14 protein-coding genes are annotated in these 13,460 nt (G+C 69.0%); 13 read left to right on the plus strand and 1 reads right to left on the minus strand.

Annotated elements, in window-relative coordinates; translation table 11 throughout:
- The first annotated feature begins 20 nt into the window (after nt 1-20).
- Nucleotides 21-572 carry an NADH-dependent FMN reductase RutF gene (gene rutF, locus AC1DYD_RS21655; RefSeq protein WP_478174807.1) on the plus strand — a complete coding sequence of 184 codons (552 nt, stop codon included), beginning with the start codon at nt 21-23 and terminating at the stop codon, nt 570-572.
- 18 nt (nt 573-590) lie between these two features.
- Here rutF and rutR read toward each other — a convergent pair whose 3' ends face one another.
- A complete protein-coding gene (rutR, locus tag AC1DYD_RS21660) occupies nt 591-1,337 on the minus strand; it encodes an HTH-type transcriptional regulator RutR (protein ID WP_478174808.1) in 747 nt (248 codons plus the stop codon).
- 235 nt (nt 1,338-1,572) lie between these two features.
- Here rutR and AC1DYD_RS21665 point away from each other — a divergent pair, with 235 nt between their 5' ends.
- The 12 genes from AC1DYD_RS21665 (at nt 1,573) to AC1DYD_RS21720 (ending at nt 13,437) form a co-directional block, all read left to right on the plus strand.
- Nucleotides 1,573-2,577: an isopenicillin N synthase family dioxygenase gene (locus tag AC1DYD_RS21665; RefSeq protein WP_478174809.1), complete on the plus strand. Its 1,005-nt coding sequence runs from the start codon at nt 1,573-1,575 to the stop codon at nt 2,575-2,577.
- Between the two features lie 152 nt (nt 2,578-2,729).
- Nucleotides 2,730-3,137, plus strand: coding sequence for a VOC family protein (locus tag AC1DYD_RS21670; RefSeq protein ID WP_478174810.1), 408 nt, complete (start codon nt 2,730-2,732; stop codon nt 3,135-3,137).
- Nucleotides 3,127-4,218, plus strand: coding sequence for a BMP family ABC transporter substrate-binding protein (locus tag AC1DYD_RS21675; protein ID WP_478174811.1), 1,092 nt, complete (start codon nt 3,127-3,129; stop codon nt 4,216-4,218). Before AC1DYD_RS21670 ends, AC1DYD_RS21675 begins: the two co-directional genes overlap by 11 nt.
- A gap of 7 nt (nt 4,219-4,225) precedes the next feature.
- Nucleotides 4,226-5,764 (plus strand): ABC transporter ATP-binding protein, encoded by a 1,539-nt coding sequence (locus AC1DYD_RS21680; protein WP_478174812.1) that lies wholly within the window; start codon nt 4,226-4,228, stop codon nt 5,762-5,764.
- On the plus strand, nt 5,757-6,890 hold the full coding sequence (locus AC1DYD_RS21685; protein ID WP_478174813.1) for an ABC transporter permease: 1,134 nt from the start codon (nt 5,757-5,759) through the stop codon (nt 6,888-6,890). The genes AC1DYD_RS21680 and AC1DYD_RS21685 overlap by 8 nt, the downstream gene beginning before the upstream one ends.
- A complete protein-coding gene (locus tag AC1DYD_RS21690; protein ID WP_478174873.1) occupies nt 6,890-7,825 on the plus strand; it encodes an ABC transporter permease in 936 nt (311 codons plus the stop codon). Before AC1DYD_RS21685 ends, AC1DYD_RS21690 begins: the two co-directional genes overlap by 1 nt.
- On the plus strand, nt 7,822-8,505 hold the full coding sequence (locus AC1DYD_RS21695) for a cysteine hydrolase family protein (RefSeq protein WP_478174814.1): 684 nt from the start codon (nt 7,822-7,824) through the stop codon (nt 8,503-8,505). The genes AC1DYD_RS21690 and AC1DYD_RS21695 overlap by 4 nt, the downstream gene beginning before the upstream one ends.
- 24 nt (nt 8,506-8,529) lie before the next feature.
- On the plus strand, nt 8,530-9,516 hold the full coding sequence (locus AC1DYD_RS21700; protein WP_478174815.1) for an isopenicillin N synthase family dioxygenase: 987 nt from the start codon (nt 8,530-8,532) through the stop codon (nt 9,514-9,516).
- Nucleotides 9,517-9,543: 27 nt separating this feature from the next.
- The gene (locus tag AC1DYD_RS21705) at nt 9,544-10,590 is read left to right on the plus strand and encodes an ABC transporter substrate-binding protein (RefSeq protein WP_478174816.1); all 1,047 of its coding nucleotides are present in this window, start codon (nt 9,544-9,546) and stop codon (nt 10,588-10,590) included.
- A complete protein-coding gene (locus AC1DYD_RS21710; protein ID WP_478174817.1) occupies nt 10,587-11,726 on the plus strand; it encodes an ABC transporter ATP-binding protein in 1,140 nt (379 codons plus the stop codon). The genes AC1DYD_RS21705 and AC1DYD_RS21710 overlap by 4 nt, the downstream gene beginning before the upstream one ends.
- Nucleotides 11,723-12,625 (plus strand): ABC transporter permease, encoded by a 903-nt coding sequence (locus tag AC1DYD_RS21715; RefSeq protein ID WP_478174818.1) that lies wholly within the window; start codon nt 11,723-11,725, stop codon nt 12,623-12,625. The genes AC1DYD_RS21710 and AC1DYD_RS21715 overlap by 4 nt, the downstream gene beginning before the upstream one ends.
- Entirely contained in the window at nt 12,622-13,437 is an 816-nt protein-coding gene (locus AC1DYD_RS21720) for an ABC transporter permease (RefSeq protein ID WP_478174819.1), read from the plus strand. The genes AC1DYD_RS21715 and AC1DYD_RS21720 overlap by 4 nt, the downstream gene beginning before the upstream one ends.
- Nucleotides 13,438-13,460 lie beyond the last annotated feature (23 nt).

Consider the following 13,460-nt stretch of genomic DNA (forward strand, 5'->3'; position numbering starts at 1 on the left):
CTGTCCACGGAGTACCAACCATGTTGACCGCCCGCGTGCCTGCCGCTGTATCCGACGCCGCCGCCCCCGACAGCCCGGACCGGGTGCTGGAAAAGACCGACTACCGCAATGCGATGTCGCGCCTGGGCGCGGCGGTCAACATCATCACCACCGACGGCCCGGCCGGGCGCGCCGGCTTCACCGCCTCCGCGGTGTGCAGCGTGACGGACGAGCCGCCCACGCTGCTGATCTGCCTCAACCGCACGGCGTCGGCGTATCCCGCGTTCCAGGCCAACGCCGTGCTGTGCGTCAACGTGCTCGCGGCCGGCCAGCAGACGCTGTCCGGCGTCTTCGGCGGCAAGACGCCGATGGACGATCGCTTTGCCGCGGGCCGCTGGCGCAACGGCGCCACGGGTTCTCCCGTGCTCGAAGGCGCGGCCGCGTCCTTCGACTGCCGGGTCGTGCGCAGCACCAGCGTCGGCACCCACGACGTGCTGTTCTGCGAGGCCGTGGCGATCGCGCTGGGCGACACCGCGCACGGCCTGATCTACTTCGACCGGCGCTACCACGACATCGTGCCCTCCCCGCACTGACACCCTCGGGCCGGGGCGCTACGACGGCGCCGAGACGCCCTCGAGGACGATGCGCTGGACGTTCGCCACCGCCTGCTCGAAGAAGGCCGGATCGTCGAGCGTGCGGCCGGTGATGGCCTGCACCTGGACACCGAAATCGGCGTAGTGCTGGGTGGTGGCCCAGAGCGCGAAGATCAGGTGATGCGGGTCGACGGGCGCCAGCTTGCCGGCGGCCACCCAGTCACGGATGACCTCCGACTTGCGGTCGACCAGGTCGCGCAGTTCGCGCCCGAGTTCGTCGCGCAGGAGCGGTGCGCCCTGGATCATCTCCAGGCAGAACAGGCGCGACGCATCGGGCTGGTCGCGCGAGATCACGAGCTTGCGCCGGATGTAGTCTGCGATGGCTTCGCGCGGGTCCTGGTCGGCATGGAAACCGCGCAGCGGCTCGAGCCATACGGCGAGCAGATCGCGCAGCACCGACACATACAGCTCTTCCTTGTTGGCGAAGTAATAGAGCAGGTTGCTCTTCGACACGTCGGCGCGCGCCGCGACCTGGTCGACGCTGGTGCCATGCAGGCCGAAGCGCGAGAACAGCCCCAGGGCGGCGGCGAGGATCACGCTGCGCTTGTCCTCGATCTGGCGCAGGCGCCGGCTCACGGCGGCCGGACTGCGCGGCACCGGCGTCCGTTTCGCGATGACGCGTTGCGACGCCTTGGCCTTGCCCGGCTTCGCCACCGCCGTTGCCTTGCGCGTCGTGGCCGTTCGCCCGCCCGGTGTCTTTGGCATGTGCTGCTTCTTTCCTCGTGTGTTGTCGGATGTCGTGCGCAGCCTGCTTGCATGAGCCGTACCCGCGCATCGCCCCTGGCTGGACCATGCGGCGCACCAACGCGAGGCACATGCACGCGCAATCGGGCGCCGCGCCGTCGCAGCCTACCGTATTTGTCCATTTGGTCCAACTGGCATGGACGTTGCATGTCGTGCTGCGCAACGCTCCCACCCTGCGTTGTTCAAGGATTGACGCATGACACTCTTGTCCGTTCCGATCATCGACCTGGCGCCCTACTTCGCGGCTACGCCCGAAGGCAAGGCCGAAGTCGCGCGCAAGGTCGAGGAGGCCTGCCGCGGCATCGGCTTCCTCGTCATCACGAATCACGGGATCTCGCAGGAATTGATCGCGCGCGTGTCGGCCGTGTCGCGCGAGTTCTTCGCGCTGCCGCTGGCCGAGAAGCGCAAGGTCGACCGGCCGCGCGACGATGCGGTGCGCGGCTACAGTGCGGTCGGCGAGGAAGGCCTCTCGTACAGCCTCGAAGAGGCAGCACCCGGCGACCTGAAGGAATCGTTCTCGATCGGCCCGGCCAAGGTGCCGAACGACGCGTACCACCGCGGCGAGGCGGCCGGCCCGCACTTCGAGCCCAACGCCTATCCGCCGCTGCCGGGCTTCCAGGCCGCGTACGACGCGTACTTCGAGGCGATGAGCGAGCTGTCGCGTTCGCTGATGCGCATCTTCGCGCTGGCCCTGAAGCTGCCCGAGAGCTTCTTCGACGACAAGATCGACAAGCACATCAGCATGTTCCGCGTGCTGAGCTATCCGCCCCAGACCGAGGCGGCGCTGCCCGGCCAGCTGCGCGCCGGCGCCCACAGCGACTACGGCAGCCTCACCGTGGTGCTGACCGACGACAAGGGCCTGCAGGTGTTCAACAAGGCGGGCCAGTGGGTCGACGTGCCGCTCGTCGAAGGCGCCCTGGTGGTCAACATCGCCGACCTGATGATGCAGTGGACCAACGACCAGTGGGTGTCGACGCTGCACCGCGTCGTGAACCCGCCGCCGGACATCGCCGACACCAACCGCCGCCAATCGCTGGTGTTCTTCCACCAGCCCAACTACGACGCCATGGTCGAGTGCCTGCCGAGCTGCCTGGCGCCCGGCGAACAGCCGAAGTACGCACCGGTCAGCTCGGGCGACCACCTGAAGTCGAAGTTCGTCAAGCAGACCACCTTCGGCGGCACCAGGGCCACCATCGCCTGAGATGAAACTCACCCCCGAAGCGCCTTGCGGCGCCTCCCCCTCAAGGGGGCAACACCAGCGGCCCGGCAAAGCCGGTTCCGCGGTGTTCCTGGCCTTTGATTGCGCCGGATTCATGCGTCGCGGGTCGCGCCAGGCGCGGTGGAGCAACTGACATGGCCCATCTTTCCTACGTCAATGTCTTCGCGAAGGACGTGGTCGCGCTCAGCGGCTTCTACCAGCGCGTGTTCGGCTTCGCCGAAATCGAGGCGATCCGCTCGCCGATCTTCCGCGGCCTCGACACCGGCCGCTCGAGCCTGGGCTTCAACGCGCACGACGCCTACGACTTGCTGCAGCTGTCCGAGTTCTCGGACACGCGCGGCGTCAAGTTCCTGCTGAACATCGACGTCGACGCGCAGGCCGACGTCGACCGCATGGTCCCGATCGCCGTCGAGGCCGGCGCCACGCTGATCAAGGCGCCCTACCTCACCTATTACGACTGGTACCAGTCGGTGTTGCTCGACCCCGAGGGCAACGTGTTCCGGATCAATTTCATGATGAAAGGTCAGAGCGATGTTGCGTAAATCGATTCCCTGCGCCGTGGCGCTGCTGCTGGCGGGCATGGCCCTGGCCGGCCCGGCCGTGGCCGCCGACGGCTTCACCCTCAAGGGCAAACCCAAGATCGCGATGCTGTACTTCGGCCCGAAGAACGACGGCGGCTGGACGCAGGCCTTCGACGAGGCGCGCATCAAGGTCGAGAAGGAAACCGGCGAGAAGATCCAGTTCGTCGAGAACGTGCCCGAAGACGCGTCGGCCATCAAGCCGGCCGCCGAGAAGTTCATCCAGCGCGGCGCCAACGTCATCATCGGCACCGCCTTCGGCTATTCGGACAGCTTCAAGGAGCTCGCGGCCAAGTACCCCGACGTCGCCTTCCTCAACGGTTCCGGCACCACCAACGGCAGCAATCTCGAATCGTTCTACGGCCGCACCTACGAGAGCCAGTACCTGTGCGGCATGGCGGCCGGCGCGGCCTCGAAGACCGGCAAGCTCGGCTTCGTCGCGGCCAACCCCTTCGGCGTCGTCAACTGGACCATCAACGCGTTCGCTCTCGGTGCGCAGAAGATGAACCCCAACGCCACCGTCAACGTGATCTACACCGGCGCGTGGAACGATCCGGTCAAGGAGCGCGCGGCCGCGGCGGCGCTGATCGACCAGGGCGCCGACGTGATCGGCCAGCACGTCGACAGCCCGACGCCGCAGATCGTGGCGCAGGAGCGCGGCGTGTACGGCACCGGCCACCATCGCGACCTGCGCCAGTTCGCGCCCAAGGCGACCCAGTGCTCGTCGGTCTGGGTGTGGGACAAGTTCCTCACGCCGGAGCTGAAGAAGGTCATGGCCGGCAACTGGAAGCCGTCGCCCTACGGCGCCTTCATCGAGATGAAGGACGGCGGCACCGACATCGCCGGCTTCGGCGCCGCGGTACCCAAGGACAAGGCCGCCGCCATCGCCGCCGAGCGCGATGCCATCCTGAAGGGCAAGCAGATCTACGCCGGCCCGCTGGCCGACCGCGACGGCAAGGAGCGGGTCGCCAAGGGCGCCGTGCTGTCGGATGCGGAGCTCTGGAAGATGGACTGGTTCGTCAAGGGCGTCGTCACGCAGAAGTGACGCAGAAGTGACCCGGACTGACAGGGATCTCGTGAAGACCGCGCTCCAGCTCATCGGCATCGGCAAGTCCTTCGACGGCTTCAGGGCCCTGATCGACGCCGACTTCAGCGCCCGCTGGGGCGAGGTGCACGCCCTGCTCGGCGAGAACGGCGCGGGCAAGTCCTCGCTGATGAACATCGCGGCCGGCCTCTATGCGCCCGAGTCGGGCCAGATGCGGGTCGACGACAACCCGGTGCAGCTCGGCGGCCCGCGCGATGCGGCGCTGCACCGCATCGGCATGGTGCACCAGCACTTCAAGCTGGTGAAGCCTTTCACCGTGGCCGAGAACATCCTGCTCGGCCATCCATTGGCGTCGGGCGAGGGCAGCCACCGCAAGCGGCTGGCGGCGCTCGAGGCGCAGATCGAGGCCAAGGCCGACGCGCTGGGCTTCTCGATCGATCCGCGGCAGCGCACCGAGCGGCTGTCGATCGCCGAGCAGCAGCGCGTCGAGATCCTCAAGGTGCTGCTGGCCGGCGCGCGCATCTTGATCCTCGACGAGCCCACGGCCGTGCTGACCGACCAGGAGGCCGAGCGCCTGCTGTCGACCGTGCACGCGCTGTCGCGCAGCGGCGCGGCCGTGATCCTCGTCACCCACAAGATGGCCGACGTCAAGACCTACGCCGACCGCGTGACCGTGATGCGCGGCGGCCGCACCGTGAAGACGGTCGACCCGAAGACCATCGCCGTGCGCGAGCTGGTGCAGCTCACGGTCGGCGAGTCGCTCGCGCCGCCGCAGCACGCGCGCGCCACCTCCGGCGCGGCCCGGCTCAGCGTGCGCGGACTGCGCTCGACGGCGCATGGCGGACGGCCCGCGCTCGCCGGCGTCGACCTGACGCTCAACGCCGGCGAGATCTACGGGCTGGCCGGTGTCGGCGGCAACGGCCAGAGCGAGCTCGCGGCCGCGCTGATGGGGCTCGACGACGCCATCGAGGGCGACATCACGCTGCAGGACTTCGGCGATCTCCGGCACGCCAACACCTCGCAGCGCCGCGCCTTGCAGTTCGCCGCCATCCCGGCCGACCGCTATGGCGCCGCGCTCGCGGGCGGGCTGTCGGTTGCCGAGAACTTCGGCATCGGGCAGGTGCACGATGGCCGCTACGGCTCGGTGTTCCGGCTCGACACGAAGCGGCTCGCGGACGACGCGAAAGCCGCGGTCGCGCAGTTCGACGTGCAAGGCGTGCGCAACCTCGGCCAGAAGGCCGCCCTGCTGTCGGGCGGCAACGCGCAGAAGCTGGTGCTGGCGCGCGAGTTCGGCCGTGCGCCGCGCGTCGTGCTGGCGCACAGCCCGAGCCGCGGGCTCGACGTTCGCGCCGGCGCCGAGGTGCATGCGCGGCTGCTCGCCGCACGCGACGCCGGTGCGGCCGTGCTGCTGATCAGCGAGGACCTCGACGAAGTGCTCGCGCTCGCGGACCGCGTCGGCGTCATGACGCGCGGACGCATCGTCGCGGAATTCACGCAACCCGCCGATCGCCAGCAGGTCGGCCAGGCGATGGTCGACCATGGCTGAACCGATGACCCTCCACGCCCCCGCCGCACCGGGACATGGCGCCGTGCACCGCCCCGGGTCCAGCCGGCGCTTCGCGCTCGAAATTCGCCAGCAGATGGGCTGGCCGCAGCAGGCGCTGATCCTCGCCGCCTCGCTGCTGGTCGGCATGGCCCTCTCGGCCGCGATCCTGGTCGGTGCCGGCGTGCCCGCGAACGAGCTGCTCGACGAGTTCGTGACGCAGACGCTGTTCGACCTGCAGAGCCTGCAGGCGGTGCTGTTCCAGGCCGCGCCGATGATCCTGGTCGGCATCGCGGCTTCGATGGCTTTCCGGGCCCGCTTCTGGAACCTCGGGCTCGAGGGCCAGATGATCTGGGGCGCGATCGGCGCCACCGCGATCTCCTTCTACGCCATCGGCCCGCCCGTGGCGCGACTGCCGCTGATGCTGGGGGTCGCGATCGCGCTCGGCATGCTGTGGGCGCTGGCGCCCGCGCTGCTCAAGCTGCGGCTCGGCGTCAACGAGATCATCTCGTCGCTGATGCTCAACTACATCGCGGGCAACTTCCTGCTGCACCTGGTGTACGGCGCATGGAAGGACCCGAAGGATTCGTTCCCCTACTCGCCGCAGTTCCGCGCCTTCGAGCGACTGCCCGAATGGTTCGGCAACGTCAGCACCGCGGCCATCGGGCTGGCGCTGGCCGTGGCGCTGCTCGCGTGGTGGTTCGTCGGCATCAGCCGCGCCGGGCTGTACCTGCGCTTCGTCGACGCCAATCCGCGCATGGCCCATGCGGTTGGCGTGCCGGTGCGCAAGATGATCCTCGCGGCGGTGTTGCTGTCGGGCGCGTTGTCGGGCATCGCGGGCTTCGTGGTGGTGGCGGGGCAGGAGGGCCGGCTGACCCAGGCCTTCTACAACGGCTACGGTTTCTCCGGCATCCTGATCGCGTTCCTGGCGCGCAACAACCCGCTGGCGGCGACGGTGGTGGCGCTGCTGGTCGCGGCGCTGTTCGTCGCCGGGCGCAACCTGCAGGTGTTCTATCAGATCCCGTTCTCGATGGTGCAGCTGATCCAGGCGATCGTCGTGATCTGCGTCGCCTCGTCCGACTTCTTCATTCGCCACCGCCTGCGCGCGGTGGTCGGCAAGGCCGCGTGATGGATGCGCTCTCGATCGCCCTCAACTGGCTGGCCAACACACCCGACTTCGCGGTGCCCTATGCGCTCGCCGCACTCGGCCTGATCGTCTGCGAACGTGCCGGCGTGCTGTCGCTCGGCGCCGAAGGCCTGATGCTGGTCGGCGCGCTGGCCGGCATCGGCGCGCAACTGGTCTTCGGCGAGGCCGCCGTGTCGCTGCTGATCGCGATGCTGGCGGCCGCCGTGGTGTCGCTGCTGTTCGCGGCCATGGTGATCTGGCTGCGCGTCAACCAGGTGATCGCGGGGCTCGCGCTGGTGTTCTTCTGCCAGGGCCTCACCGCGCTGGTCGGCACCCTTGCCGACTGGACCAACAAGGCGACGGCGGGCATCGGCTCCGTCGCACTGTGGCCGCTGTCGGCGCTGCCGATGGCGGGCCGCCTGTTCCAGCAGAACGCGCTGGTGTGGCTCACGCTGCCGATCTTCGTCGCGGTCACCTGGTTCCTGATGCGCACCAGCACCGGCCTCAGGTTGCGCGCGGTCGGCGAGAACCCGCAGGCCGCCGACGCCGCCGGCATCCCGGTGTCGGCCTATCGCTTCGCGGCCGTCCTGGCGGGTTCGGCGCTGGTCGGCCTGGCCGGCGCCTACATCTCGGTGGTCAGCACCAAGCTGTGGATCGCGGGCATGACCGGCGGTCGCGGCTGGATCGCGGTCGGCCTCGTGATCTTCGCGCGCTGGTCGCCATGGAAGGCGCTGGCCGGCGCGGTGCTCTTCGGCTGCATCGAGGCCCTGATCCCGCAGATGGCCGCGGCCGGCGTGCAACTGCCGCAGTACTTCGTGCAGATGACACCCTACGCCGTGACGCTCGGCGTGATGGTGTGGGTCGCGCTGGCACGGCGCGGCGGCGAAGGCGAGCCCGGCGCGCTCGGCGTGCCCTACGTGCGCGAGGAGCGGCGATGAGAGCCTATGTCTACGAGAAGCCGCGCGAGCTGGGCGACGCCTTCGACGATTACCTCGACCCGGCCAGCACCGCCGTGGTCTCGATCGACATGCACCGCGGCCACCTCGACGAAGGGCCGGACTGCCCGTGCCCGGCGCCGCGTGCGCGCGACGTGGTGGCGCCGATCGACGCCTTCCACGACCGCGCCCGTGCGCTGGGCGTGCGCATCGTGCACGTCAAGTCGGTGCTGCGGGCCGACGGCAGCGACGACCTCGGCGGCATTCCGGCCGCATGGCGGCGCACCTTTGCGCTTCACGTCGGCGAGATCCCGAATGCCGACGCCCACGCACTCGAAGGCAGCCGCTGGACCGAATGGGTGACCCGCGTCGAGCCCGGCGACATGCGGGTCGAGAACAAGCGCCGGCTGTCGGCCTTCTACCCGACCGACCTCGACTTCCTGCTGCGCAACCAGGGCATCAAGACCGTCGTGCTGAACGGCGGCTTCACCGACTGCTGCGTGTTGAACACCGCCTTCGACGCCAACAACCACAACTACCGCGTGATCGTGCTGCGCGACCTGGTGCGCGGCACCGACGACCACCTCGAGGCCGCGGCGCTCAGCATGGTGTCGCTGCACCTCGGGCTGGTGGTCGATTCGCGCGACCTGCTGGCGCAGTGGCAGCAGAGCTTTTCCTTCTAGCCCCTCGCCCTTGCGGACCTTGCCATGACTTCCATCCCCCTCATCGACCTCGGCGGCAACATCGATCCGCGGGCGCCCGCCGCGCGCGATGCCGCCGCGAAGCTGTACGAAGCCCTGCGCAGCATCGGCTTCGCCTACATCGCGGGCCACAACGTGAGGCCGGCCTCGCGCGACGCGGCCTTCGACGCCTCGCGCGAATTCCACGCCTCGCCGCTGGCGCGCAAGCAGTCGATCGCGATCAACGGCTTCCATCGCGGCTACATGGGCATGGCGACCTCGACCATCGTGACCTCGTCGGTGGCCAAGGTCACGCGGCCCAACATGAGCGAATCGCTGATGCTGATGCACGAACTGCCGCCCGACGATCCGGGCCTCGTCGCCGGCCTGCCGCTGCAGGGCCCCAACCAGTGGCCGGACTGGATCCCGGACTTCAGGCCGCGGGTCGAGAACTACATCGCCGAGGTCGACGCGCTGGGCCGCTACATCGTGCAGCTCATCGCGATGAGCCTCGGCATGCCCGCGCACGCGCTCGACCACTACTTCGACCAGCCGACCACCTTCCTGCGGCTGCTGCACTACCCGCCGCAGCCGCCGGTGCAGGACGAGCAGATGGGCTCGGCGCCGCACACCGACTACGGCGTCATCACGCTGCTGGCGCAGGACAACGCGGGCGGCCTGCAGGTGCGTCCGCGCGGCGGCGACTGGATCGAGGCCCCGCCGATCCCGGACACCTACGTGCTCAATGTCGGCGACATGCTCGCGCGCTGGACCAACCAGCGCTTCGTGTCGACGCCGCACCGCGTGATCAACCGCTCGGGCGGCGACCGCTACTCGCTGCCCTACTTCCTCGACCCCGGCATGGACGCCCTGATCGAGTGCCTGCCGACCTGCACCGACGACGCCCATCCGCCGCTGTACGAGCCGGTGCACTACGGCGACTACCTGCTCGACCGCCTCAACCGCAACTACGACTACCGCCGCGCCCCCGCCAGCGGCACCGTCCCGGCCTGACCCCTCCCACTCTTCCCGAAAGCATCCATGAACGCTCCGCTCAACCGTCGCGAAACCCTTCTTCGCAGCCTGGCCGCCGCCACCGCGCTCGGCCTGCCGGGCCTGTCCGCCTTTGCCGCCTCGCCGCTGGTCGTCAACACCTACGGCGGCCGCTGGGAGAAGTTCTGGCGCAGCGACCTGCTGCCGATGTTCGACAAGGCCGGCGGCGTGCAGCCCACGCTCGACGTCGGCCTGGGCAAGAACTTCATCGCCAACCTGCGCGCGGCCGGCATCGAGAAGCCGCCGTACAGCGTGCTGATGGTCAACGAGAACATCGCCAGCGTGGTGCGCGACGAAGGCTACTTCGAGCCGATCCCGCTGTCCAAGGTGCCGAACCTCGCCAACGTCTTTCCGAACCTGCGCAACCCGGGCGACAACGGCGTGCGCGGTATCGTGTCGACCATCGGCATCGGCTACCGCAAGGACCTGGTGAAAACGCCGCCCAAGTCGTGGACCGACCTCTGGACCAACCCGGAGTTCAAGGGAAAGATCGGCCTCTACCAGATCGGCAACACGGCCGCGATGCTGTTCCTGCTGATGACCGCCAAGATCTACGGCGGCTCGCAGGACGCCATCGACCGGGCCTTCGTCGAGATCAAGAAGCTGCTGCCCTTCACGCAGGCCGACTGGAGCGGCACGCTGTCGACCATGCTCACCCGCGGCGACGTCACGGTCGCGGTGATCGACTTTCCGGAGATCGTGGCGCTCAAGAAGAAGGGTGTGCCGGTCGAGATGGTGGTGCCGACCGAAGGCGTCGTGGCCTTCGAGCAGTCCTTCAACATCCTCAAGAACGCGCCCAACAAGGAGGACGCGTACAAGTACCTCAACTTCATCCTGCAGCCCGAGGTGCAGCTGATGATGGCCAAGGAGTTCTTCACCTCGCCCACCAGCACCAAGGTCCAGTTGCCGGCCGAGCTGATGGCCGAGGTGCCGGTCAGCGGCAAGGCGATGGCGTCGATCGTCGGCTTCGACTGGAGCAAGGTGAATCCGCAACTGCCCGCCATCACCGACCGATGGAACCGGGAGATCAAATGAGCGCGGTGATGCCCGCCGGCGCGCTGCCGGCTGCCGCCGACGCCGCGGCCGCGATACGGCCGCGCCGCATGACGCGGCTCAGCTTGCGCGGTCTGCGCAAGGGCTTCCAGTCGATGACCGCGATCCACGCGCTGGAGCTCGACACCGAGCCCGGCGAGTTCATCTCGCTGCTGGGGCCCAGCGGCTGCGGCAAGACCACCACGCTGCGCTGCGTGGCCGGCTTCGAGTACCCCGACCAAGGCCAGGTGCTGCTCGACGGCGAGGACATCACCGACCTGCCGCCGGAGCGCCGCGACATCGGCATGGTGTTCCAGAACTACGCGCTCTTCCCGCACCTCACGGTGCGCCGCAACCTGGCCTTCGGCCTCGAGATGCGCAACGTGCCGAAGGCGGAAATGGCGCGCCGCATTGACGCCGTGCTGGCGATGGTGCAGCTCGCGAGCATGGCCGAGCGCTATCCGCGCCAGCTCTCGGGCGGCCAGCAGCAGCGCGTGGCGCTGGCGCGCGCGCTGGTGATCGAGCCGCGCCTGCTGCTGCTCGACGAGCCGCTGGCCAACCTCGACGCCGTGCTGCGCGAGGACATGCGGGTGTTCATCCGCGAACTGCAGAAACGCATCGGCATCACCACGCTCTACGTGACGCACGACCAGGCCGAGGCGATGGTGATGTCCGACCGCGTGGCCGTGATGCTCGGCGGCAGGCTGCAGCAGTTCGACGTGCCCGAGGCCATCTACCTGCGCCCGCGCAGCGTCGACGTGGCGCGCTTCATCGGCCGCTCCAACCTGATCGAGGGCCGGGTCCATTCGATGCTGCCCGGCGAGAACGGCTTCCTGCGCTACCGCGTCGAGACCTCGATCGGTGCGGTCGAGGCGGACTTCGACCAGCCGCTGCTCCCGGGCCGTGCGGTACACGTCACGATCCGGCCCGAGGCGATCCACTTCGACGGCCGAGGTCCGTTCCAGGGCCTGGTCAGCAGCAGCTACTTCCTCGGCAGCAGCGTCGAGCACACGGTGCAATGCGGCGAGGGACTGTCGCTGCTGGTGCAGACCGCGCCGGGGCAACGGGTGGCGGCCGGCGCGGCCAGCGGCATGCGCTTCGAGCCCGGCCACGCGTGGATCATCGCGGGGAACGAATGAGCACTGCCATCGCATCCTCGGTGCCCATGCCGCGGCCGGCACGCACCGTGCCGCTGGCGCGCCGCGCCTTCTGGCTGATCGCACCGGCGCTGGCGCTGATCGGCGTGTTCCTGGTGCTGCCCTACCTCAACATCGTGCTGATGAGCCTGCGCCCGCCGGCCGTCGGCGCACCCTATGGCGCCGGCTTCACGCTCGCCAACTACGGCCGTGCGCTCGGCGACGGCTACCTGCTGGGCGTGCTCGGCGACACGCTGCTGCTCGGACTGACGGTCACGCCGGTCTGCCTGCTGCTCGGCTACCCGGTGGCCTACCACCTGGCGCGCACGAGCTCCCGCTGGGGCAGCGTCCTCTACGTGCTGGTGCTGTCGCCGCTGCTGGTCGGCGTGGTGGTGCGCAGCTTCGGCTGGCTGATCCTGCTGTCGGGCAACGGCGTCGTCAACCGCGTGCTGCTCGACCTCGGGCTGGTCCAGGGCGGCCTGCAGCTCATGAACAACCGCCTGGGCGTGACCATCGCGCTGGTGCACGTGTTCCTGCCCTTCATGATCCTGCCGCTGGTCGGCGTGATCCAGAGCATCGACCCGTCGCTCGAGTCGGCCGCGCGCTCGCTCGGCGCCTCCCGGCTCAAGGTGTTCTGGCGGCTGGTGCTGCCCTTGTCCTGGCCCGGCATCCAGGCCGGCACCATCCTGGTCTTCGTGCTCTCGCTGAGCGCCTACGTGACGCCGGTGATGCTCGGGGGCGCGCAGGTCAAGACGATGTCGGTGCTGGTGGTGCAGAACCTGATCGACAACTTCCAGTGGCCCGCGGGCGCGGCGCAGGCGCTGGTGCTCACGGCTTGCGGCATGGCGGCGGTGGCGCTCTATGCCAGGTTGACCGGGCGATTCATGAAGGGGCTGGCATGAACCGGCGCGCACCGCTTTCGCAGCGCGTGGCGGACGGCGTCGGCCTGCTCTACGTCGGCGCGGTCTACGTTTTCCTGCTGCTGCCGATCGCGATCATCGTGCTGATGTCGCTCAATGCCGGCGAGTTCATGACCTTCCCGCCGCAAGGCATCTCGCTGCGCTGGTTCGGCGCGCTGTTCGCCAACGAGGCCTTCATGCGCGCGATCCGCACCTCGCTGATGCTGGCGGCCATCGCGACGCTCATCTCGTCGATCATCGGCATCGCCGGCGCGCTCTATGTGGTGCGCCATGCGCAGCGCCTGCGCGAGCCCTTGCGCATGCTGCTCATGATGCCGCTGATGCTGCCCGAGATCCTCACGGCGATCGCGCTGCTGTTCTTCCTGTACGCGAGCGGCATCGGCACGCGCACGATGTTCGGACTGGTCGTCGGCCACGTGCTGGTGACCCTGCCCTACGTGTTCACCAACGTGGCGTCGGCGCTCTACAACCAGGACGCCTCGCTGGAGCAGGCCGCGCGCAGCCTCGGCGCCTCGCCGTGGCGCGCCTTCGTGCGCGTGACGATGCCGCTGATCAAGCCGGGGATCATCACCGGCGCGCTGTTCGCCTTCGTGATCTCGTTCGACCTCTTCAACATGTCGCTGCTGCTCAAGGGCATCGGCATGACGACGCTGCCGCTGCAGCTCTTCGACTACCTGCGCTGGGACTTCGACCCGACGGCCGCCGCGGTGTCGACGGTCAGCATCCTGCTGACGCTGGTGGTGGTGGTGTGGGTCGACCGCACCGTGGGCCTGCGCACGCTGCGCTTCGGCTGAGGTCGCCAGGGCGCGCGGACGCA

The sequence above is a fragment of the Variovorax sp. P4_B11 genome (genome assembly GCF_056402355.1).